Below are 22,920 nucleotides of genomic sequence, written 5' to 3' on the forward strand. Positions count from 1 at the left end.
GATCAGCTTGGTTTCGCGATGCTTTCTATCAGTTCCGGCAATTGACCGAGATCCGATATCTGGCGGAAACGCGGCTCTGCGACTGGCGCCTCGACATGTTCGAGCACCCAGGTCAGTTCGTGCGGCACATGGACACCCCAGCCGCCGGCCTCGATGGCGGGCACCACGTCCGACTTCAGCGAATTGCCGACCATCATACTCCTTGCCGGGCCGTCGCCATGGCGGTTGAAGAGGCGCGCATAGGTCGCGGCCGTCTTGTCGCTGACGATCTCGACGGCATCGAACAGATCGCCCAGCCCGGAGCCGGCCAGCTTGCGCTCCTGATCGAACAAATCGCCCTTGGTGATCAGCACGAGGCGGAAGGTGCCGGCGAGTTTCTCGACCGTCTCGCGCGCATACGGCAAGGGCTCGATCGGATGGCCCAGCATCTCGCGACCGGCGTCGAGAATCTCCGATATGACCGAGGCCGGCACGCGCCCGTCGGTGACCTCGATCGCCGTTTCGATCATCGAGAGCGTAAATCCCTTGATGCCGAAACCATAGATCGCAAGGTTGCGCCTCTCGGCCTCCAGCAGTCGCGCCGAGATCTGCTTCTCCTCGCCATGATCGGCCAGCATGGCGGCAAAGCGCTTCTCCGTCATGCGGAAGAATTGTTCGTTTTGCCAAAGCGTGTCGTCGGCATCGAAGCCGATCGTGGTCAGTTCGCTGCTGGTTCGCATCACCGGCTTCTCGAATGCGGGAAGACACCAAACCTAAGCCGAGCGGCGGGCGGTTTTCAACCTGCAACGGCAAATGCCGGCGGTGGCTCCCCTTCCCTTCCATCGCGCGGCACGGCTATACTCCGAAATCCGCAACCCAATCTGGTGAATGATGCCGCCTGCAAAAAAGGAAGTCCGTCCGTCGAGCCGCGGAGGACGGGCGCGCACGCCTGCCTTTGTGAAAAACCTGCGTGGTGTGAAGAACTGGAAGGAAGTCAGCGATTGGCTGGAATGGCGCGGCATCGAGGATATCGAATGCATCACACCCGATCAGGCCGGCGTGGCGCGCGGCAAGATGATGCCGTCGAAGAAATTCACCTCCAACACTTCGCTGGCGCTGCCTTCGGCCGTCTTCATGACGACGATTTCCGGCGGCTATCCAGAGGACGGCAACGGCTTCCACTACCCTGAAGACGACGGCGACCTCAAGCTGATGCCGGACCTGTCGACGCTGACGGTGGTACCCTGGGAAGAAGACCCGACGGCGGCCGTGATCTGCGACCTCGTCCACCAGGACGGCCGCTCGGTCGAGTTCACGCCGCGCAATGTGCTGAAGCGCGTCCTTGCGGTCTATGACAGGCTTGGGCTGAAGCCGGTCGTGGCGCCTGAGATCGAGTTCTACCTCGTGCGCAAGAACCCGGACCCGGACTATCCGTTGACCCCGCCCGTCGGCCGCTCGGGGCGCGCGATCGGCGGCGGCGCCGGCTATTCTATCGCCGGCGTCAACGAGTTCGACGAACTGATCGACGACATCTACCATTTCTCCGAGAGCCAGGGGCTGGAGATCGACACGCTCATCCACGAAGAGGGCGCCGGCCAGCTCGAGATCAATCTGCGCCATGGCGACCCAATCGAACTTGCCGACCAGGTGTTCATGTTCAAGCGCACCATCCGTGAGGCGGCACTCAAGCACGAGATCTACGCGACCTTCATGGCCAAGCCGATCCAGGGCCAACCGGGCTCCGCCATGCATATCCACCAGTCGATCGTCGACAAGAAGACGGGCAGGAACATCTTTTCGGCCGAGGATGGTTCCGAAACCGAGGATTTCTTCCATTTCATCGGCGGCATGCAAAAGCACGTGCCGAACGCGTTGGTGATGTTCGCGCCCTACGTCAACTCCTACCGGCGGCTGACGCAGGCGGCATCGGCTCCCGTCAACAACAAATGGGGCTACGACAACCGCACCACGGCGTTCCGCGTGCCGCGTTCCGACCCCGCGGCGCGGCGCGTCGAGAACCGCATTCCGTCCTCCGACGCCAATCCCTACCTGGCACTTGCAGCCTCGCTCGCCTGCGGGCTGATCGGCATCACACGGAAGATCAAGGCCGAGCCGCCCGTGCTTACAACCGCCAACGCGGACGAGATAGACCTGCCGCGCAGTCTGCTCGAAGCCGTGGACCTGTTCGAAGGCGACGAGGAACTCTGCGCGTTGCTGGGCAAGTCTTTCGCCGCCACCTATGCGGCGATCAAGCGTGCGGAATTCGAGACGTTCATGGAAGTGATCAGTCCGTGGGAGCGGGAATATCTGCTGCTCAACGTCTGAAGGGCGAATAGCGAATAGCGAATAGCGAATAGCGAATAGCGAATAGCGAATAGCAACAATATCGGTTTTTCCCTATTCGCTACTCCTCTTCTATTCCTTCCCAAACTCCCTCGAGTCTTCGCCGCATCATGCCTTATCAATCCCCAATCTCACCTGGTCGATCCTGGTATGAGGACACGGCTGGGCAACGGCCTGAATATCCGGCGCTCGATGGCGACCGGACCTGCGATGTGGTTATCATCGGCGGCGGCTTTACCGGCCTGTCTGCAGCGGTTTATCTAGCCAAGGCTGGAGCGGACGTGGTGCTGATCGAGGCGCATCGCTTCGGCGATGGCGCCTCAGGGCGCAATGGCGGCCAGCTCGGCACCGGCCAGCGTGCCTGGGGCGAGGATCTGGAGGCCGAATACGGCCTTTCCCGAGCCAAGGCGTTGTTCGATCTTGCCGAAGAGGCCAAAGCCCACCTGCTCGACTTCGCGGCCATCAACCAGATCGATATCGACTACATGCCGGGCCAGCTTTCGGTTGCGCACAAGCCGCGCTATGTCGACGACTACAAGGCGCATGCCGAGATCATGGCCGGCCGTTTCTCCTACCCGCATATCTCCTTCATGGATGCGAAGGAGACGGCGGAGCGGCTGGGCTCGAGCGCCTATTTCGGCGGCACGCGCGACACCGGCACCGGCCATATCCATCCGATGAAGCTGGTGATCGGCACCGCGCGGGTGGCGGCACAAGCCGGCGCGCACCTGTTCGAAGGAACGCCATCGACCGGCATCATATCCGCGGGGGGCAAGGTCAGGGTTTCCACGCCGAGAGGGACGATCTCGGCGCAGAAATGCCTGATCGCGGTCAATGCCTATGGCGGAACGCTCGAGCCGGTGAGTGCCGCGCACATCATGCCGATCGGATCCTTCATCGGCGCGACCGTGCCGCTGGGGTCGGAGTCGAAAGTGCTGCCGGGGGGCGAGTCGGTCGACGATTCCCGTTTCGTCGTGCGCTATTTCCGCAAATCCAGGGATGGCCGGCTGCTGTTCGGTGGACGCGAGGTCTATGGCGTCAACGATCCGAAGGATATCCACATCCATATTCGCCGCCAGATCGCGGAACTCTATCCGGCGCTGAGCGATGTCGAGATCACCCACGGCTGGGGCGGTTATGTCGGGATCACGGTGCCAAGAAAGCCGTTCGTGCGTGAAGTGATGCCGAATGTGATCTCGGCCGGCGGCTATTCGGGTCACGGCGTCATGCTGTCCAACTTCTTCGGCAAACTCTATGCCGAAACCGTCACCGGCAACCGCGACCGGCTGAAGCTGATCGAGGAATTGAAAATTCCGCCATTTCCTGGCGGCCGCCGGTTTCGGGCGCCGCTGCTTTTCCTCGCGCTCAACTGGTTTGCGCTGCGGGACAGGATCTAATGCGTCGTCCAAAAGTGATCTGCCTGGGAAGAACGACGCGCATCAAAACAAGATCTAAAAGCGCGTTGTATAAGTCCATTTCCACGCGACGTGCTTTAGGCAGGGATTGGATGGCCGTTATCCCATACGATCACGATCTCATGTAATATTGTAATATCCATGTAACATTTGTTGCCCGGGCGACACATTGCGGAATTGCCGGCGACGGTGCAGAATCCTTGATAATGGCGTACTGATGCCACAATCGCGGGCGAAAGGTCCGCGTCTGGGCGATTGTTCGGGGATTGTTGCGGGCCTGTCCGCGTTTTGGGACCGATGCTGATTGAACGCATGATTTGCGATATCTGATCGAAAGAACACCGGCCCGCTTATGGAGGTGGCAAGAGTGAGAGAGCCCTTCAGTTTCGGTGCTCCGGAACGTCGGCGCTTTGCCATGCAGTTCGGCTATGACATGCGCCCGTCATTCTGGCAGGGAGTCCGCTCGAACTCGCACCTGGTCATTGCCGCGGTCGGTACCGCAGCTCTGCTTGGCGTTGCCGCGGTGGCACTCTGGCTGGCATTGCCGACCAGCGAGAGGCAAGCGGTCGCCAGCCCCGAACAGAGCATTCCGAGCATTCCGGTGAAGACGACGAAAGTTTCCCCTTCGGGAACTACGGTGACAGCGGCTGCCGTGACACCGCGGGTAGAGCGCAAGTCCAGCCAGGTCCCACCGACCATGGTAGCGGCGGCGGGCAACATACAAGCGCTTGCGGCCAACGATCCTCGCTGGACCGGGGCACAGCAGAAGGCTGCTGCCGCGGCAGCAGATCCCGATCAAACGGCTGCCCCCAGCCAGGTAGCCAAGCAGCCTGAGCCGACGCCTGACAAAACAGCGGCAGCATTCGCCCAATCGTCTACCGATACCGATGCCACCGACGAGCTTGCCAAGGTTGCCGCGACGAGTCCGCCTGCGAACAGCAGCAATCCCGATGGGGCGCAGACCGCCGCCATTCCGGAGACGCAGCCGCAAGCACCGGAACAAAAACCCGCGAATGCACAAGGCGAGGATAACGCAGCCAAAGCGAAGCCGCGCAAGGTGGCGGCGACGGGCAGTGCCCGTATTCTCAGGACTGTGACCATGCGCAGTGCTCCGAAGAAGGGCGGCACCCCCATCGGCACGGTGCCTGCCCGGACTTCAGTGCAACTGATAGGCTGCAAGCAGTGGTGCGAGGTCGTCTACAACGGCAAGCACGGCTGGGTGTACAAGAGCTACGTCAAGCCCGGCGCGTAATATCCGAACATCGCCGCATTCAGATGCAGCGGCCGCCATCGACCTCCAGCGCCACGCCGGTGATGAATGCGGCCTCGTCCGAAGCCAGCCATAGCGCCGCATTGGCGATATCGAGCGGAGTCGACAGCCGCCCGAGCGGGATCGAGGCGCGGAATGTCTCGCGGATCTCGGGCGTGTCGGCGCCCATGAATTTCTCCAGCATGCCGGTCTCGCCGGCGACCGGGCAGAGGCAGTTGACGCGGATGTTCCTGGGCGCGAGTTCCACCGCCATCGACTTGGTGGCGGTGATCGCCCAGCCCTTCGAGGCATTGTACCAGGTGAGGCCGGGTCGAGGCCGCAGGCCAGCGGTGGACGCCGTGGTCAGGATGACGCCACCGCCCTGCCGCTCCATAATCGGCACGACGGCACGCGCGGCGTGATAGATCGCCTTCATGTTGACTGATGTGATCAGGTCGAAAGTTTCCTCGTCGACCTTGAGCATGTCGCCATTGCGGTGAGTGAACCCGGCGTTGTTGACCATGATGTCGATGCGGCCGAAGGCGCTTTTGGCCGCATAGACCATCTCGTCGAACTCGGAGCGCAACGAAACATCGGTCTGCGTCCAGATCGCCGCGTCGCCGATCTCGCCTGCGACGCGTTCCGCCCCCTTGGCGTTGAGATCGGCGACAACGACCCTGGCGCCCTCTTGAGCGAAGCGCTTGGCCATGCCTTCGCCGAAGCCTGATGCCGCACCGGTGATAATGGCGACCTTGTTTTCCAGACGCATGCGTTACCGCTCCTTGGGTTCATCGCGCAGCTTGGACGAAGTGGCTGTCAGTCCGGCCGGAACCGCGACGGGTACGATTTCTCCCTTAGCTTTCGTCACATTCACGTTCTATGCTGCAACTGCGAAAGCTTCCGGAGTCTTCGTCCACCGACAAGCCTCCAGGTGGCGCCAGTGTCAAGCGACGGGTGGACCCAATCAATATCCAGCGATTGGTCCTCGATGTGACAGCATGGCACTGGAAAATTTAAATCGATTAGAATATATCAGCCGCGTACTCGCGACCGGCGTCACAGCGGACAGACCATGACCAGCCAGATCATCCCCGTCGACCCTTTCGACTTCATCATCTTCGGCGGCACCGGCGACCTGTCGGAGCGCAAGTTGCTGCCGTCGCTCTACTATCGCCAGCGTGACCATCAATTCTCCGAGCCGACGCGCATCATCGGCACGTCGCGCTCGAAAATGAGCGACGAGGAGTTCCAGGCCTTCGCCAGGCAAGCGATTTCGGACCACGTCAAGCCGGCCGATATCGATGCCAAGGAGTTGAAGACCTTCCTGGCGCGGCTTTCCTACGTCCCGGCCGATGCGACGAGCGGCGCCGGCTTCGACAAGCTGAAAAAGGCGATTGGCGAAAGCGACCACATCCGCGCCTTCTACCTGGCCGTGGCGCCGGCGCTGTTCGGCGATATCTCGCACAAGCTCAAAGAGCACAATCTGATCACGCCGAATTCGCGCATCGTGCTGGAGAAGCCGATCGGCCGCGACCTCGCCTCGGCGCAGGCGCTCAACGACCTGGTCGGCGACGACTTCCACGAAAGCCAGATTTTCCGCATCGACCATTATCTCGGCAAGGAGACGGTGCAGAACCTGATGGCGCTGCGCTTTGCCAATGCGCTCTACGAGCCACTGTGGAACTCCGCCCATATCGATCACGTGCAGATCACCGTCGCCGAGACCGTCGGCCTGGAAGATCGCGTCACCTATTACGACAAGGCCGGTGCGCTGCGCGACATGGTGCAGAACCACATGCTGCAGCTGCTTTGCCTGGTCGCCATGGAAGCGCCGTCGTCGATGGACGCCGACGCCGTGCGCGACGAGAAGCTGAAGGTGTTGCGGGCGCTGAAGCGCATCAACGGCAACGAAGCGCCGAAGCACACCGTGCGTGGCCAGTATCGTGCCGGTGCGTCGGCGGGCGGACCGGTGAAAGGTTATGTCGAGGAACTCGGCAAGGACAGCGACACCGAGACCTTCGTCGCCATCAAGGCCGAGATTGGCACTTGGCGCTGGGCAGGTGTTCCGTTCTATCTCAGGACCGGAAAGCGCTTGGCGACCCGTGTCTCTGAAATCGTCATCGAGTTCAAGCCGATCCCGCATTCGATCTTCGGCGACAGCGGCGCTGGGCCGATCTTCGCCAACCAGTTGGTCATCCGGCTGCAGCCGGACGAAGGCGTCAAACAGTTCATCATGATCAAGGATCCAGGCCCGGGCGGCATGCGGCTGCGCCAGATCTCGCTCGACATGAGTTTCGCGCAGTCTTTCGACGGCCGCGCGCCTGACGCCTATGAACGGCTGATCATGGATGTCATCCGTGGCAACCAGACCCTGTTCATGCGTCGCGACGAGGTGGAAGCCGCCTGGAAGTGGATCGACCCGATCCAGAATGCCTGGGAAGGCGCCAAGCAGGAAGCACAGGGCTATACGGCAGGCACATGGGGGCCGTCGGCCTCGATAGCGCTGATCGAACGCGACGGGCGGACATGGCACGAGAGCAATTGAACAGCGCCAGCTATAACTGGAATGCCTTTGCCGACCGTCCGCAACTGGCCTCGGCGCTGGCTGCAAAGGTGGCCGATCGCCTAACGAGGGCGATCGACCGGCGCGGCAGGGCGTTTCTGGCTGTCTCCGGCGGCACGACGCCGGCAAAATTCTTTGCCGATCTCTCCGCAGCGTCGATCGCTTGGGACAAGGTGATCGTGACGCTGGTCGACGAACGCTTCGTGCCGGCCTCCTCGCCGCGATCGAATGCCGGGCTGGTGGCCGCGAACCTGCTGCAGAACGCGGCCAAGGCCGCCCGTTTCGTTCCGCTCTACCACGAGGCGGCCGGCATCGAGGATGCCGCGACATCCGACGATGCGGCACTGCGATCCCTGCCCTGGCCGCTCGACGTCGTGGTGCTCGGCATGGGACCAGACGGCCACACCGCCTCGTTCTTTCCTGACGCCGACGATCTGCCGAAGTTGCTCGACCCGGCCTCCGACACGATGATCCTGCCGGTCCATGCCAAAAGCGCCGGAGAGCCGCGGCTGACCCTGACGCTCGCCCGCATCATCGATGCGGATTTCCTCGCCTTGCACATAGAGGGCGAGGACAAGCGCCTCGCCTTCGACAACGCTGTCGCGCCCGGACCGCGCAAGCCGATCCGCGCCGTGCTCGACGCATCGCCCAAACCCGTGGAGGTTTTCTGGGCGCCCTGATTTCAAGTTTACAAATGGTCCCGGCAACGGCGGGAGGATGTTTCCGGGACCTCGGCTGAAAGGACCTGATGCCATGACCGCAAGACGCGATATCGAAGCCATCACCGAGCGGATACGCGAGCGCTCCAAACCGGGCCGAGAGCGCTACCTCAGCCGTATCGCCGAAGCGTCGAACCAGACCGCCAACCGGTCGGTGCTGTCCTGCGGCAATCTTGCCCACGGCTTCGCGGTGTGCAGCCCCTCGGAAAAGCTGGCGCTCGGCGCCGACAAGGTGCCCAATCTCGGCATCATCACCTCCTATAACGACATGCTGTCGGCGCATCAGCCCTTCGAGACCTTCCCGGCCCTGATCAAGCAGGCCGCGCACGAGGCCGGCGGCATCGCCCAGGTCGCCGGCGGCGTGCCGGCGATGTGCGATGGCGTGACACAAGGCCAGCCCGGCATGGAGCTGTCGCTGTTTTCGCGCGACGTGATCGCCATGGCAGCGGCGATCGGCCTGTCGCACAACATGTTCGACGCCGCCGTCTATCTGGGCGTCTGCGACAAGATCGTGCCGGGACTGGTGATCGCCGCACTCACCTTCGGCCATCTGCCGGCGGTGTTCATCCCGGCCGGGCCGATGACGACAGGCCTGCCCAACGACGAGAAGGCCAAGGTCCGCCAGCTCTATGCCGAGGGCAAGGCAGGTCGCGCCGAACTCTTGGAAGCCGAGTCCAAGTCATATCACGGGCCTGGCACCTGCACCTTCTACGGCACGGCGAACTCCAACCAGATGCTGATGGAGATCATGGGCCTGCACACGCCGGGCGCTTCCTTCGTCAATCCCGGCACGCCGCTGCGTGATGCCTTGACCCGCGAAGCGACGAAGCGGGCGCTGGCGATCACCGCACTCGGCAACGCCTATACGCCTGTCGGCCGGATGATCGACGAACGCTCGTTCGTCAACGGCGTCGTCGGCCTGCACGCCACCGGCGGCTCGACCAACCACACCATCCACCTGATCGCCATGGCGGCGGCCGCCGGCATCGCGCTGACCTGGCAGGACATTTCCGATCTCTCGGAAGCGGTGCCGCTGCTCGCGCGCGTCTATCCGAACGGGCTTGCCGACGTGAACCATTTCCACGCCGCGGGCGGGCTCGGCTTCCTGATCCGCGAACTGCTCGATGAAGGTATCCTGCACGAGGATGTGCAGACGGTGTGGGGCGAAGGCCTGCGGCCTTATGCAGTCGAGGCAAAGCTCGGCGCCGACGGCGGCGTGCTGCGCGAGGCTTCGCCGCGCATAAGCGGCGACGAAAAGGTGCTGGCGCCGTTCAACAAGGCGTTCCAGCCGACGGGCGGGCTGAAAGTGCTGGCGGGCAATCTCGGCCACGCTGTCATCAAGACCTCCGCCGTCAAGCCGGAGCGGCGCGTCATCGAGGCGCCGGCCAAGGTGTTCGACAGCCAGCAGGGGCTGAACGACGCCTTCAAGGCCGGCACGCTCACGGGTGATTTCATCGCCGTCATCCGCTTCCAGGGGCCGAAGGCGAACGGCATGCCGGAACTGCACAAGCTGACCACCGTGCTTGGCATCCTGCAGGACCGCGGCCAGCGTGTCGCGCTGGTCACGGACGGCCGCATGTCGGGCGCCTCCGGCAAGGTGCCGGCGGCGATCCATGTGACGCCGGAAGCGGTCGAGGAAGGACCGATCGCGCGGATCCATGACGGCGACGTCATCCGCCTCGACGCGGATGCCGGCACGCTGGAGGTGCTGGTGCCAGGGACCGAGCTCGCGCTGCGCCGCACGGCCGAAGCCGATCTGATCGGCAACGAGTTCGGCTTCGGCCGCGAGCTGTTCGCCGGTTTCCGCCAATTGGTAGGCCGCGCCGACCACGGCGCCAGTGCGTTCGGAACCGCCTGACGCATTCTGTACGGCATGAAAAAGGGCGGCTCGTGGTCGCCCTTTTTGCTGGTCGAAATCGCGATCCTTATTGCACCGTCAATTCAACCCGCTCGCCAGCCTTCACGGTCACGGTGCCTTCCTTCTTGCTGTTGTCCGACTTCTCCGAGACCACCGCGTAGTCGCCCGCCGCTATCGCGGCCTGATACTTCTCGTCATAGGCGTAGCCGATCGACTTGCGATTGCCATTGATGTCCTTCTTCGTCTCGAAAATCTCGATCTTGGAGGTGCCGGGCGCCGTGATAGCCAGCACGCCGGCATCCATGGCGACCTTGAGGTCCTGGAACTCGCCGACCTTGACGCTGAAAGGCTGTTCCACGACCGCGAGGTCAACCGTCGCGATCAACACATAGTCATCCGGCGGCAGGTCGAACTTGCTGTCGGGGCCATAGGCATAAGTGACCTCGTCGCGGGTGCCATCGATCTTCTTCTTGGCCTTGAGCACCTTGAAGCCGATGCCTGAACCATCGGCCTTGTCGCCTTCGGCCGCATAATAGGCGTTGGCAACGACATGGCCGACGCCGACGATGATGTCCTTGTCGATCACCCTGCCGGCAGCGAGCGGGATTGTCTCGGTGACCACGCCCTGTCCGATCGTGACGGTCACTTTCTCGTCGCCGGCCGGCAACACGACTTTCGTGTCGCCATAATAGGTCGGGGGGTTGTCGACGCCCGGATAGGCGATCACGACAGCCGCCCCGCTCACGACATCCGCACCTTGGCTGGGACGCGGATGCAGGATAAGCGTGCCGGCATTCAAGGTGAACAGCGGCATGTAGACCTGGCCTGCCTCGATCTTGATCTTCTGTTCGACCTTGGCCTCGCCGTCGCGCGCGACGATGATGTAGTCGCCCGGTTCCAGATTGGCTTTGTAGTCGCCGTATTCGGTGGTGATGTTGTCGCCGCGCGTGCCGTCCGATTTGGCCTTAAAGACTTCCCAGGCGTTGCCGTCGGTGACGGGATCGCCGCCCTCGGCCAGCACAACGGTCGGCATGAAATTGAACTCGGACTTCGCCGGCTCAGGCGCTGGTGCCGGTGCTGGCTCGAGCGCTGGTGCCGGGGCCGCCACAGTCTCGACCAGCGCTTCCTGCAGCGCCTTCTCGTCGGATGCCTGGATGTATTTGCCGCCGGTGTTGTCGGCGAGGCAGGCGATCTGCTTGCCTTCGTCGGCGGTCAGGCCGAAGCCGACGACATCGGCGGTGAAATCGACGCCGGAGGCTTCGAGTTCCTTGCCAAGCGCACAAGGATCGCCGCCGCAGGTTTCGAGCCCGTCGGTGATGAGGACGACGGTCGCCTTGTCCTCGGTGTATCTCAGCGCTTCGGCTGCCTGCTTGACGGCTGCCGTCAGCGGCGTCTTGCCGAGGAACTTCATACTGTCGGCGGCCGCCGAGATGGCGCTTGCCGAGCCCGCCTGAGGCGACACGATAAGCTGGATGTCGTCGCAGCTGCCTTTCTCGCGATGGCCATAGGCCATGAAGCCGATTTCGTCGGCTGCGGGAACCGATTGAAGCACGGTCCTCAGCGATTCGCGGGCGATTTCGAGCTTGGGCTTGCCATCGATCTGCGCCCACATCGATCCCGACGCGTCGAGGATGATGATGACCTTGTTGGCGGCAAAGCCGAATGTCGTCGTCGACAAAAGGAGGATCGCCGCAGCGAAGCTCCGCGCAAGTATCGCCATCGAAATCTCCTGAATAGCCACCCCGTCCGCCGGCTGAAGCTATTTGAGCGCGTGCCGGGACACAAGCCACCGCTGCAACGAAGCTCGCATAGGCCCTGCGTACTTAATTCAGTATGTGGTGCGGCGCTCTTCCGAGGGCGGGCGGCCAAATTGCAGCCGATAGCTCTGGGCAAAATAGGAATGCGAGGTGAAGCCGGTCGCGATCGCCACGTCGAGGATCGGCATGTTGGTCTGACGCAGCAATTCGCGGGCCCGCTCCAGCCGAAGCCGCATATAGTAGCGCCCGGGCGTGACGTTGAGATGGCGCAGGAACAGCCGCTCCACCTGGCGCACCGAAAGGCCCGCCGACTTGGCCAGCTGTACCGCCGACAGCGGCTCGTCGAGATGGTCGGCCATCAGTTCGACGATGCGCCTGAGCTTTTCCGACTTGCCCGTCAGGTCACGCTCCGGCCCGACGCGCTGGCGGTCTCCGGCGGAGCGGATGCGCTCGTGCTGAAACTGGTTGGCGACGCCATTGGCGAGGTTGGAGCCGAAATCGCCGCGCACGATCTCCAGCATCAGGTCGATAGAGGTGGTGCCGCCGGCGCAGGTGTAGCGCTTGCGGTCGATCTCGAAGACATTGCCCGTGCAGTTGATGTCGGGAAAGCGCTCGACGAAGCCGGCGCGGTTTTCCCAATGGATGGTGCAGCGATAGCCTTCGAGCTGGCCGGCCTCGGCCAGCAGGTAGGATCCGACCGACAAAGCACCCAGCGCGTTGCCGCGCCGGCCCCAGCTGCGCAAGGCCGCCAGAACCTTGCTCTTGCCCGGAAATTCCGTCGTCAGGCCGACCGAGACGAAGAGTATGTCGACCGGCGGCAGATCGGCGACGGCGTAGTCGATCTTGAGCGGCAGGCCGTTGGAGGCCATTACCGGATCGCCATCGGCGGACACCGTCGTCCAACCGTAGAAATCGCGACCGAGCAGGCGGTTTGCCGACCGGAACGTGTCGATCGCTGCGGCCAGCGAGAACATGGAGAACTTGTCGACCAGCAGAAAGGCGAACTGCCGGCCTCCTTGAACGGGATCATTCGTGACCGGCCGTTCCGGGGAAATAGTGGGATTCGGCAAAGCTGCGGCTTTCAGGGTCAACCCGGGCTCAGAAGGAAGGCCGCTTCAATCCGGCCGCAAGGTAGGCCGAAGCTAACGTATTGGCCATCAGCATGGCAATGGTCATCGGCCCGACACCGCCGGGCACCGGGGTAATCGCGCCCGCCGCCTTTGCCGCGTCGGCATAGGCGACATCGCCGACGAGACGCGACTTGCCTTCGCCCTTCTCGGGCGCGGGAATGCGGTTGATGCCGACATCGATGACGGTGGCGCCAGGCTTGACCCAATCACCCCTGATCATTTCCGGCCGTCCAACGGCGGCGACAAGAATGTCGGCCGTGCGGGCAAGCTCCGGCAGGTCCTTGGTGCGGCTGTGGGCGATGGTGACGGTGCAGTTGGCGGCAAGCAGCAGATTGGCCATCGGCTTGCCGACGATGTTGGAGCGGCCGACGACGACCGCGTTGAGGCCGGACAGATCCTTGCCGCGCACGCGCTCGATCAGGAGCATAGAGCCGGCGGGCGTGCAGGGAACGAAGGCCGTGTCGAGTTCGCCGGTGCCGAGCTTGCCGACATTGATGAAATGGAAGCCGTCGACATCTTTCTGCGGCGCGATGGCCTGGATGATCTTGCCGGCATCGACATGGGCGGGCAGCGGAAGCTGGACCAGGATACCGTTGATGGCCGGGTCGGCATTGAGCTCGGCGATAAGCTTGAGCAGTGCCGCCTCTGACGTCTCGGCCGGCAGCGTGTGCTGAAGCGAGTGAAAGCCGCATTCCTTGGCGGTGCGGGATTTGGAAGCGACATAGACCTGGCTCGCCGGATCCTCGCCGACGATGACCACGGCCAGACCTGGCTTGGCCTTGCCCTTGGCAACCAGCTCGGCGGTCAGCGCCTTGACCGATCGCACCACGTCTTCGGCAACGCTCTTTCCGTCAATCACTTCGGCCATGGACCACCCTCAATGTCGTTCCGCCCAACGCCGCTTTCGAGAACACAATGCAGCGGCGCAGGCAATCTGCAGCGCGGCATTGTCACGAAAATACAAGCTCGCAATCCCGTCAAAGCGCCTTCCCATGCCGTTTACGCGAAACCGGCCCGGTTTTGTTCGGCCTCCGCAACCTATCTGGTGGCTCAGAAGTAGCGGCGACGGGTGCGGCTTTCCGTGAGTTCGCGGACCGCTTCGTGGAATTCGCGCAGGCTGGCGCGAATCTCTTCGACCGATGGTTGTTCGCCACCCTCCTTGACCGGGATCGGCCTCGCATGCGGGGCGGCTGGTGGCCGCATCGGAGCGGCGGGCGGCGAGTACGGCATCTGCGCCGCATAGGGTCCCGCCGTGGCTTGCGTATGACCCGCCTGCGACCAGGGCTGCGCCGGGGGATAGCCCATCGGCTGCGCATAGGGAGAGGATGGCGGCGGAGCTGGATACAGTCCCCATTGCGGCATCAGGGGCGAGCGCGAGGGCGACGCCATTTGCCGCCCATACCCGGCCTCGGGGCCTGGCTGGAAAGGTGACTGCGAATAATCCAGGCCAGCCGCCTGCCGAGGTCCGAAACCAGGCTTCGGATACGTAGGGAATATCGGAACGTTGGCCGGCCGTCCGTTGTCGGCGAAGGCGGGTAGGCCGAACTCGCTGGACAGGTCGTCGGCTTCGGCCGACGGCTTGCGGGACATGGCTTTGCGCAATCTCGATATGAGTGCGCCGATCCTCCCGGGGCTTTCGTCCGTACCGCCATTGGAGGACGGGCCGGCTCTGCCCGTTGCGCGGGATCCGGTTGCATCATGAACGCGACCCGCCGCTGGAGGTTCTTCCGGCGCCAGCCTTGCGCGCGGCATATCGGGCGGCAGATCGCTGGTGCCGATCTGTCCCCGCGAACGCCAGGCGTCGTCGGCTTCAAACGGCTGCTCCTCGTCAGGGGGGAACCGCGAAGCCTCACCGGCGACAGACCGCGGCGGGCTCGCCTTCGTTTCGCGCCGGGAACGGGCCAGGCGATGTCGGGTGGCGGCATCCTCGCGCCATGAGGGGTCCGCACGGTCTCCTATCGACACCAGCGACGCGTCGTCCTCGCCACGCAAGGCCTCGCCAAGCGCCAGCAAGGAGCGCTCGCGCTTCCAGTCCTCACGGTTTTCCCTGTCGACCATTGTCGTGGAGCTTTACTCTTTAGTCGCTTGGCGGCGGCGGTCGGCCATTCGTTAAGCCACGCTAAACAGGCATGGGAAACAAAAGGTTAATTTGCGGAGGATGACGGCAGGAATTCACGCCATGGTTGCGGTAGCTTTCAACACATCTGAAAGCTTCAGAACCGTGCTGATTGGCATCCCTGCCCATAGCGTGGCGACCTATCTCATCGCACAGTTGCGCGACTACATGCGCATTCCGCTGCGCAAGGAGAACAGCTATCTCGGCAATTGCTTCATGATGGTGGTGCTGTTCACCGCACTCAACGCCGATCGCGATGCGCATGCCCGTCCAGCGGTCCTGAGAGGGCTTCCCCACCGATCCGCGAGCGTCTATGTCATGGCCTTTCCTAGGAGGGCTCTCGATGACGATCAGGCTTGTTCTCGCCGGCTGCGGCAATATGGGTTACGCCATGCTCTCGGGCTGGCTGAAGTCCGGCAAGCTTGCACCCTCGGCGGTTTTCGTGGTCGAGCCCAATGGAGACCTGCGCCAGCGCGCGGCGACTCTGGGCTGCGGCACGGCGGCGGAAGCCGGAGGTATTCCGGCGGATGCCGTGCCTGAACTCGTCGTCATCGCCGTGAAACCGCAGGTGATCCGTGACGTCACCGCCGCCTACAAGCGCTTCGGCGACGGCCGCTCCACTTTTGTAAGCATCGCCGCCGGCACGCCCGTCGCTACCTTCGAGCAGGTCCTGGGCAACCGTGCGCCGATCGCGCGCTGCATGCCCAACACGCCGGCTGCCATCGGCAAGGGCATGATGGTGGTGTTTTCCAATCCCCTGGTTTCCGGAGACACCAAGCGTTTCGTCGCCGACCTCTTGTCGGCCAGCGGCGAAGTGACCACCATCGATGACGAGAGCCTGATGGATGCGGTGACCGCCGTGTCCGGATCGGGTCCGGCCTACATCTTCCATTTCATCGAGGCACTGACCGTTGCCGCCGAGAAGGCCGGGCTCCCGACGGCAACCGCCAAGCTGCTTGCCATGCAGACCGTCTACGGCGCCGCATCGCTCGCCGCCGAAAGCCACGAGGATCCGGGTGTGCTGCGCCAGCAGGTGACCAGCCCCAACGGCACGACGGCGGCCGCGCTTGGCGTGCTGATGGGCGAGGATCGGCTGACCAATCTGCTCACGCAAGCGGTGGAAGCGGCGCGACTAAGGTCGATCGAACTGGGCAAGTAGGCTGTGGGTCCGGCGTCATCAGGGCGACTGCGGGCACCGATGCGACGACGTTATGGATTGCTCCACATCTCGTCGATTTCGTCCTTGCTCACAGCCCGGCCAAGGCCGCCCGCTTTGGACCCGAGATCATCGGCAATGGCAGCTAGGCGTCCTGCAAGGGATGCTTGTTCTTGTTCTCTCACCAATTCATTTTCAAGCGCATCGATAACCGCTCTGGTCATAGAAACCTTGCGTCTTGCGGCAAGCTGAAAAGCTAACTCACGCGCACGTGGGTTGCTGATCCGAAGGTTCATGGGACCAACCTCTTAACGTCAAGCTCCGTACAGCATCTCATCCTGTAGCCGGCGCAAGGCGAAAAGTCTTGTCGTCTGGTCGGGCGCTGCATTGTCGGCGGTCAGCAACTCGCCTTTCCTGACCGGTTTCAGCACCTTGCCGCCCTCGAGCAGGCCGACCGGGACGGCGTGCTGGGCGCGGGCTTCGCCGACGGTCATGGTCCAGGAGCGATAGCAGGTTTCGCCGATCGCATCGAAGGTCTCGCCGGCGGCGAGATCGCGCTTGGCAACGGCGCAGACTTCGGCGACCGGCCTCGGCAGCGGCACCATGTCGGGCTTGCCGAACAGCACGATGCGGGCCGCTGTCAGCGGCACTTCCAACGAGGTCAGGTGATATGGTCGAAACAGGCTGTAATAGGGGCCATGGCCGATATGCAGGTCATCCATGCGCTCGATGATGCGCGGATGCGTCGCCTCGACGATGACGAAGACACCAGGCGCCACACCCTTGCCGATCGTGTAATCGACGACGCCCTTTTTCAGCAGGAGGCCACCGTCCTCGCGCGGGATCAGCACCTTGACGAGGTCGTCGCGGTCGGCCTTGGGGCCGTGCATGCCAGGCACGTCGGGCACCAGTCCGGTCGCATTGGCGATGGCGCACATCTCGACCATGGTCTTGGAACCATCGACGAACTCGACCAGCATGCGGGGGTTCATGTTGCGGCGGCCCGCCTCGTCGCGATAGTCGTCCGGCACGGCATCATGGTTGAGCGGGTTGTTCTTGCCCTTGCCGGCCGAGACGATCGTCAGGCCGAGTGCGGACGCGAACTCGATCAGTTCCATGCAGCTTGACGGCTCGTCGCCGGCGCCGACCGAATAGACGACGCCAAGCCGATCGGCCTGCTGCTTGAGATAGCAGCCGATGGTGACGTCGGCCTCGACATTCATCATCACCAGATGCTTGCCGTGCTCCATCGCCATCAGGTCGAAATCGGCGGCAACGCCGGGTTTTCCCGTGGCGTCGATGACCACGTCGATCAGTGGATTGGTGACCAGCATCTCGTTCGAGGTGATGGCGATCCTGCCGCTTTCGATGGCGTCTGTGACTTTCGATGCAGTGTCGGCTTCGACCGCCATCGCCTCATCGCCATAGGCGATGCGGATGGCGTCACGCGCGGTGTGCGGGCGCCGGGTCGAGACGGCGCAGACAGCAATGCCCGGCATCAGCATGCCTTGAGTGACCAGGTCGGTGCCCATTTCGCCCGAGCCGATGACGCCGATGCGCACGGGGCGGCCCTCGGCGGCGCGTCTGGCGAGATCGCGGGCAAGTCCCGTCAAAGCGACATTGGTCATGCAGGGAATGTCCACAGCTTCTTGATTTGGGGCCGAATTAGCAGGGACTGGTCCCCTGTGCCAACGAAACCACTCGCGACCGGCGATTTCCAACGGAATCGCAGGGAAAGGCGCATTCGCCGCGAATTATTTGCCCGGGGTGCGAATTGACATTGTGATGACGGCTTCAAACCACCCTGACGTAGCTCGTCATGCCTGATTTCTGATGCTCGATGATGTGGCAGTGCAGCAGCCAGTCGCCGGGATTGTCGGCGACGAAGCCCAGGCTCACCTTCTCATTGGGTTGGATGAGATAAGTGTCCGAAATCAGCGGCTGCACCGGACGCGTCGAGGATGACAGCACCTTGAAGCTCATGCCATGCAAATGCATCGGATGCGATTGCGGCGTCAGGTTCTCCATGTCGATGATGTAGCTTTTGCCGAGCTTCAGTTCGGCCAAAGGCGCGGTCGGATCGGGCGTATCGCCCGGCCACGGCACCTTGTTGATGGCCCAGAAACTGTAGCCGAGCGAGCCGCAGATGCCGTCGCTCGGGACGTTCTCCGCCGTGGCGCTAAGCGCCAGCGAAATATGCTGGGCGGTAGTGAGATCGACCTCGGCCACCGGATTGGCCTCCAGCGATGCGAGATCGCGGCTGTCGCGTTTGAGGGAAGCTCCAACCGCGCGCAGCGTCGCCAAGGCTTTCGGCTTGGTGCCCCTGACGTCCCGCAAGGTCACAAGCGCGCCCTCGTTGTCGGGCATGCGGACAGCGAGTTCCAGACGCTGACCGGGTCCGATCAATAGGGCGTCGGGTGCAAAACGCTGCGGCACCGGGTTGCCGTCCAGCGCGATGACATCAGCTTCGGCGCCGTCGACGCGAAAGGCGTAGATTCGGGTGACATCGGTGATTGCAACGCGCAGCCGCACCAACCCGCCGGCCGGCGCGTCATATTGTGGCTGGTCGAGCCAGTTCGCCGTGCGCACCGTGCCGTAGGTGCCGGTCCTGGCCGCATCGCGCGGTCGGAAGTGGTCGATGAACTGAGCGTCGTCGCCAAGGCGCCAGTCGCGCAGGTTGAGGACAAATTCGGCGTCGAATTTCGGATCGTTCGGATTTTCGACCACGATCACACCGGTCAGGCCGTGCCCCATCTGCTCCAGCGTGTTGCAATGCGGATGATACCAGAAGGTGCCGGCGTCGGGCGGCGTGAAGGCATAGTCGAAATGGTCGCCGGTGTAGACGTAAGGCTGCACCAGGAAGGGCACGCCATCCATCTTGTTCGGCAGGCGAATGCCGTGCCAGTGGATGGTTGTCGGATCATCGATGGCGTTGACCAGGCGCGCGGCAAAAGGCTCGCCCTTTTTCATCCTGATCACCGGAGGCACGCCGGCGTTGCCGTAGGTCAGCACATCCCTGGTCTGGCCGACATCCATCAGTTTGGCCTGGATTTTCGCGGTCCGCAGCACCACCGGTTCAGGCGTGGTCGCAGCCCAGCCGCCAATCCTGCCGATCGCGGCAAGCCCGAAACCGCTCGCGCCAGCGATGGCGGCGGTTTTGAGAAGTGCGCGGCGTGTGATCATGTTGCGCTCCAACGGAAAAGCTGACTGCCATTCACATCTTCGCCGGTTAATAGCCGGACTGGCACCCGTTTGCCAACGACACCGGTCAGGGCGTCGGCTTCTCGCGTGCCCGTGAACGGATGCCTTCGAGCTTTATTTGAAGCTGGCGATAGGCAGGAATTTTACCGCCGAACCGGTGAAGCGGCGGTGGTCGGACGTCTGTCGTCGTGGCTGGAATCCATCGAGATAGACCTGCTCCGGCGCCGTGCGGATGAAATTGGCGGCGATGATGGTCGCCGTTGTCGAGCCGGTTCGGCCGGTGATGCGGCGACCTGTCTCAAGCGGCACAATGACGGCGGTGGCTTCGGGATCGAGACCTGGCTGGACGCGGTCGGCCTTGGGGCTGGTCCTGATACGATCTTCGGGTTTCGATGCGGGGAGTGCAACCCGCTGGCCGGCCAGCGGATCGAGACCGTCGTCGGCGTGATGCATTGCCAGCAAGGAACCGATTGCATCGACAGGTTTGTCCGCCGCCGGCTGACGCGCGGGGCCAGTCTGGCCTTCGGGTCGCCATGTCGGGACAGGGATGTCGAGCGCCAGCATGTCGGCACCAGCAATCGCGGGAGCGGCATTCATCTTGGCCAAGGGAATTTCGGCTCCGGTCGCCGCCGGTTCAGCCGCCGTGGATGCGCTGGCTACGCCGAACGGCACGGTTTGCGGGGTTGGAATGCTGGCAGCAAGCCCGGCGCGCGGTGCGAAGGCGGGTACCGGCACCGTGCCGGGCGCCATCGCCATGACGATCGCTTCCGGCGTCTTCGCGGGCGTTTCTTCAGCCGGATCGGCGGAAGCCATCCGGATGTCCGCCCGCTGGGCCGCCTCCGGCGCCACGATAGCGATGCCCTGTCCGGCCGTCTTGGGTTCACCGGCCATCTTGGGTTCAACGGACTTGGCCGAGTTGCGTGGCGCAGGCGCCGCTTGCGCGGCATCGTCGGCTTCGTCCGCGCCGGGCCCGCCCAAAAGCATTGCCAGCAGACCACGCACCGGCTTGCGCTGGCCGTTGTCGGCGCTTGCCAGCTCGATGCTGGGCGCGCCGGCGGCCTTGCGGGATTTGTAGGCGGCAAACGCCTGGTCGTAGCCAGGCAGCGGTCGGCCGTCGGTCGGCACATGCAGCGTATTGCCGTTCGGGAAGACCCTGGCCAGTTCCTGGCGGCTGATGCCCGGCCAATGCCGCACATTGCCGACATCCATGTGGATGAACGGCGAACCGGAAGTCGGGTAATAGCCGACGCCGCCGCCCTGCATCTTCAGGCCGATGTCGCGCAGCTTTTTCAGCGGCACATCCGGCAGGAAGAAGTCCATGGCGCGGCCAACCATATGCTGGCTTTCCCGGGCCACCCCTTTCGAGCGGCCGCGCAGCATGGCGTTGGTCGCCGGCGAGCGATAGGCGCTGACCACATGGATATAGGCTGTAGAGCCGCTGGCGCGGTAAGCCTGCCAGACCAGGTCGACCAGACGCGGATCCATCCTGGTCGGTTCGTTGCGGCGCCAGTCGCGCAGCATGAAATTGATCTTCTTCAGTCCCGCCTGATCGTAACGCCCGTTGCGCTTGAAGACGATCTCGGCCTTCTCGCCCGTATGGAGATGCTGAATTCGCAGAGAGCGCGTTTCGGCGAACGCATCGGTGATGCACATGCAGAAGAAAGCGACCATGAAGGCCGGCAACCGGGTCCACAAGCGGAAACCGCCGGGCGCATTTTGTTCGCTTTCAATCACGCTCATGCCTTGCACATCGTTCCTGTTTCGAGCGATTTGAGGTCTTCGCCGGATGCGGAGCCTTCTTTTCATCACCCTCCCCGGCGATGGCTTGACCAGGCGAACAGGCAGCCATCCCACAACACGTCATGTCGAAGAACAGCATCTTGGTTAATGAATCGTGTCATGCCGAGGATGCGTTTCGACTGGAGATTGCCGAAGGCCCGCCTTTGGGGAAGCCACGTTGTCTTCCGGCTGAACGCGTCAACGGCTGATGCCATCGGACTGTAGCTGGCGGCGGCCGACTGGTATGGACAGACCTGAAGTGCCAGCGTGACGGGTGGTTTCGAGCAGCGCCGCAAGGGCCGGCCGACTGCCAGCAACCCGGATAGTCGCTCCTGTACTCAGTTCCACCGCAGGAAACCTTTTGTGCAGTTGACCATTTTAGTTACAACAGGGAGGAGAAGCTGAATGGCATCCGTCCGATACATCGTTGAGAATGTCGACGAGGCGGTCGCGTTCTATCGAGACAATCTCGATTTCAAGGTCAACAAGCACAATCCGGGCAAGTTTGCCGCGATGTTGCGTGATGACTTGACGCTATATCTCAGCGCCCCAGGTGCTGGGAGCGGCGGTCAGGCGGGTGGCGATCCAAAGCCGGGCGGGTGGAACCGATTTATGATCGTTACGGCCGAGATCGATGTCCTCATTGAGCGGTTGCGCCGCGCTGACGCAAGATTCCGCGGCAAAATCAGCGACGGCGGTGCCGGCCGCGCCATCTTGCTCGAAGATCCATCGGGCAACGTTGTCGAGCTATTCGAGTTCAAGAAGGATTGAGCCTGACTTGAAGCTGATGGCGCTTACAAGAAATTTTTTGACATTGTAGCGACCACCGAGACGCCCCCGCTAACCTGTCCTGTGAAACTCAACATCCTTGCCTGGAATGCCCGCACCGATGTTGTGAAAGTTTTCTCAGGCGACCAATTGTCGATCGACGTTATCCTGGCGGCGGCAACGGTCCATTCCTGTTCCCGGCCGTGGAGATCAACGGCGACTCCCACTGGGGTGACAGCGACGTTGCCGCTGCGTTACGATGAAGACGCGTTGGCGATCGTCGCGCGCAATGTCGAGACTGTCCAGGACACGCTGAAGCCGGACACGAGGCCTTGTAAGTCAAGCGCTTGAACGATTTCAAAGGGATGGACTGGTGCTGCGAGAGAGGATTGAACTCTCGACCTCTCCCTTACCAAGGGAGTGCTCTACCACTGAGCTACCGCAGCCGCCGATGGCGGGCTTCTGCCATATCGAACCGGCAAGCGCAAGGCCAAGAACAACGCTTCTGTGAAAGCCTTTGCCGGATAGCTTTCCATGACATGGCGGCGCCACAATGTTGGCTATCCCTGAATGGCGGGTTGGCTGGTCGCCAACCGGGGCGGGATGATGAACGACAAGACAAATCCACCGAAAAGCAGCGAAACAATCCGCAAGAGCCGGCTCGCCGAGCAGTTGCGTGCCAATCTGCAGAAGCGCAAGGCGCAGTCGCGCTCGCGCCGCACAGGTGAGGCCGACCAACGGCCCGACGGGCTCGGCGCGGCCAAGGAAATGAAGAAAGATTAACTCAAATCGGCCACTCTTGGGCCGGGGTGGGCGAAATCCTATTTCTTGAACCAGCCTAATTCTTGAACCAGATTGGTCAATGGTCTAGACGGGCCGATACACTC

The 22,920-nt window shown here is 62.9% G+C and carries 19 protein-coding genes, 1 tRNA gene and 1 pseudogene; 10 read left to right on the forward strand and 11 right to left on the reverse strand.

The window, feature by feature from the left end; translation table 11 throughout:
* Positions 1-2: 2 nt before the first annotated feature.
* Positions 3-719, reverse strand: a complete 717-nt coding sequence (locus O7B34_RS01770; protein ID WP_140504700.1) for an HAD family hydrolase — start codon at positions 717-719, stop codon at positions 3-5.
* A 148-nt stretch (positions 720-867) separates the two neighbouring features.
* On the opposite strand from O7B34_RS01770, the gene O7B34_RS01775 reads away from it, so the two are divergent.
* The 3 genes from O7B34_RS01775 to O7B34_RS01785 all read left to right on the forward strand — a co-directional run bounded on the left by O7B34_RS01775 (position 868) and on the right by O7B34_RS01785 (position 4,989).
* On the forward strand, positions 868-2,304 hold the full coding sequence (locus tag O7B34_RS01775) for a glutamine synthetase family protein (protein ID WP_337144646.1): 1,437 nt from the start codon (positions 868-870) through the stop codon (positions 2,302-2,304).
* 128 nt (positions 2,305-2,432) lie between these two features.
* Positions 2,433-3,719: an NAD(P)/FAD-dependent oxidoreductase gene (locus O7B34_RS01780; RefSeq protein WP_337144647.1), complete on the forward strand. Its 1,287-nt coding sequence runs from the start codon at positions 2,433-2,435 to the stop codon at positions 3,717-3,719.
* A gap of 433 nt (positions 3,720-4,152) precedes the next feature.
* On the forward strand, positions 4,153-4,989 hold the full coding sequence (locus O7B34_RS01785) for an SH3 domain-containing protein (protein ID WP_442920931.1): 837 nt from the start codon (positions 4,153-4,155) through the stop codon (positions 4,987-4,989).
* 19 nt (positions 4,990-5,008) lie between these two features.
* Here O7B34_RS01785 and O7B34_RS01790 read toward each other — a convergent pair whose 3' ends face one another.
* A complete protein-coding gene (locus tag O7B34_RS01790) occupies positions 5,009-5,755 on the reverse strand; it encodes an SDR family oxidoreductase (RefSeq protein WP_337107290.1) in 747 nt (248 codons plus the stop codon).
* A 303-nt stretch (positions 5,756-6,058) separates the two neighbouring features.
* Here O7B34_RS01790 and zwf point away from each other — a divergent pair, with 303 nt between their 5' ends.
* The 3 genes from zwf to edd all read left to right on the forward strand — a co-directional run bounded on the left by zwf (position 6,059) and on the right by edd (position 10,126).
* Positions 6,059-7,531: a glucose-6-phosphate dehydrogenase gene (gene zwf / locus O7B34_RS01795; RefSeq protein WP_027144797.1), complete on the forward strand. Its 1,473-nt coding sequence runs from the start codon at positions 6,059-6,061 to the stop codon at positions 7,529-7,531.
* A complete protein-coding gene (pgl, locus tag O7B34_RS01800) occupies positions 7,513-8,229 on the forward strand; it encodes a 6-phosphogluconolactonase (RefSeq protein ID WP_337144649.1) in 717 nt (238 codons plus the stop codon). Before zwf ends, pgl begins: the two co-directional genes overlap by 19 nt.
* Positions 8,230-8,302: 73 nt before the next feature.
* Positions 8,303-10,126, forward strand: coding sequence for a phosphogluconate dehydratase (gene edd / locus O7B34_RS01805; RefSeq protein ID WP_337144650.1), 1,824 nt, complete (start codon positions 8,303-8,305; stop codon positions 10,124-10,126).
* Positions 10,127-10,193: 67 nt separating this feature from the next.
* On the opposite strand, the gene O7B34_RS01810 is transcribed toward edd, so the two are convergent.
* The 4 genes from O7B34_RS01810 to O7B34_RS01825 form a co-directional block, all read right to left on the reverse strand.
* Positions 10,194-11,846 (reverse strand): vWA domain-containing protein, encoded by a 1,653-nt coding sequence (locus tag O7B34_RS01810; protein WP_337144651.1) that lies wholly within the window; start codon positions 11,844-11,846, stop codon positions 10,194-10,196.
* Between the two features lie 108 nt (positions 11,847-11,954).
* Positions 11,955-12,953 carry a GlxA family transcriptional regulator gene (locus tag O7B34_RS01815; protein WP_032922464.1) on the reverse strand — a complete coding sequence of 333 codons (999 nt, stop codon included), beginning with the start codon at positions 12,951-12,953 and terminating at the stop codon, positions 11,955-11,957.
* Positions 12,954-12,981: 28 nt separating this feature from the next.
* The gene (gene folD / locus O7B34_RS01820) at positions 12,982-13,881 is read right to left on the reverse strand and encodes a bifunctional methylenetetrahydrofolate dehydrogenase/methenyltetrahydrofolate cyclohydrolase FolD (protein ID WP_337144652.1); all 900 of its coding nucleotides are present in this window, start codon (positions 13,879-13,881) and stop codon (positions 12,982-12,984) included.
* A 182-nt stretch (positions 13,882-14,063) separates the two neighbouring features.
* Entirely contained in the window at positions 14,064-15,071 is a 1,008-nt protein-coding gene (locus O7B34_RS01825) for a hypothetical protein (RefSeq protein WP_337144653.1), read from the reverse strand.
* Positions 15,072-15,234: 163 nt separating this feature from the next.
* On the opposite strand from O7B34_RS01825, the pseudogene O7B34_RS01830 reads away from it, so the two are divergent.
* A pseudogene (locus O7B34_RS01830) lies at positions 15,235-15,378 on the forward strand (O-antigen ligase family protein); the annotation flags it as partial.
* A gap of 94 nt (positions 15,379-15,472) precedes the next feature.
* Positions 15,473-16,288: a pyrroline-5-carboxylate reductase gene (proC, locus tag O7B34_RS01835; protein WP_337144654.1), complete on the forward strand. Its 816-nt coding sequence runs from the start codon at positions 15,473-15,475 to the stop codon at positions 16,286-16,288.
* Positions 16,289-16,338: 50 nt separating this feature from the next.
* Here proC and O7B34_RS01840 read toward each other — a convergent pair whose 3' ends face one another.
* The 4 genes from O7B34_RS01840 to O7B34_RS01855 all read right to left on the reverse strand — a co-directional run bounded on the left by O7B34_RS01840 (position 16,339) and on the right by O7B34_RS01855 (position 21,226).
* Complete coding sequence (locus tag O7B34_RS01840) at positions 16,339-16,581, reverse strand: type II toxin-antitoxin system VapB family antitoxin (RefSeq protein ID WP_337144655.1); 243 nt, start codon at positions 16,579-16,581, stop codon at positions 16,339-16,341.
* A gap of 18 nt (positions 16,582-16,599) precedes the next feature.
* Entirely contained in the window at positions 16,600-17,913 is a 1,314-nt protein-coding gene (locus O7B34_RS01845) for an NAD(P)H-dependent oxidoreductase (protein WP_337144656.1), read from the reverse strand.
* Positions 17,914-18,079: 166 nt separating this feature from the next.
* A complete protein-coding gene (locus tag O7B34_RS01850; protein WP_337144657.1) occupies positions 18,080-19,468 on the reverse strand; it encodes a multicopper oxidase family protein in 1,389 nt (462 codons plus the stop codon).
* 132 nt (positions 19,469-19,600) lie between these two features.
* The gene (locus O7B34_RS01855; RefSeq protein WP_337144658.1) at positions 19,601-21,226 is read right to left on the reverse strand and encodes a DUF882 domain-containing protein; all 1,626 of its coding nucleotides are present in this window, start codon (positions 21,224-21,226) and stop codon (positions 19,601-19,603) included.
* A gap of 444 nt (positions 21,227-21,670) precedes the next feature.
* Between O7B34_RS01855 and O7B34_RS01860 the strand changes: the two genes are divergently transcribed.
* Positions 21,671-22,036 carry a VOC family protein gene (locus tag O7B34_RS01860; protein WP_337144659.1) on the forward strand — a complete coding sequence of 122 codons (366 nt, stop codon included), beginning with the start codon at positions 21,671-21,673 and terminating at the stop codon, positions 22,034-22,036.
* 368 nt (positions 22,037-22,404) lie between these two features.
* On the opposite strand, the gene O7B34_RS01865 is transcribed toward O7B34_RS01860, so the two are convergent.
* Positions 22,405-22,479: transfer RNA gene (locus tag O7B34_RS01865), tRNA-Thr, on the reverse strand.
* A gap of 160 nt (positions 22,480-22,639) precedes the next feature.
* Between O7B34_RS01865 and O7B34_RS01870 the strand changes: the two genes are divergently transcribed.
* Positions 22,640-22,816, forward strand: a complete 177-nt coding sequence (locus tag O7B34_RS01870) for a hypothetical protein (RefSeq protein ID WP_337144660.1) — start codon at positions 22,640-22,642, stop codon at positions 22,814-22,816.
* Positions 22,817-22,920 lie beyond the last annotated feature (104 nt).

The organism is Mesorhizobium sp. Cs1299R1N3, from assembly GCF_037179625.1.
GTDB lineage: Bacteria > Pseudomonadota > Alphaproteobacteria > Rhizobiales > Rhizobiaceae > Mesorhizobium > Mesorhizobium salmacidum.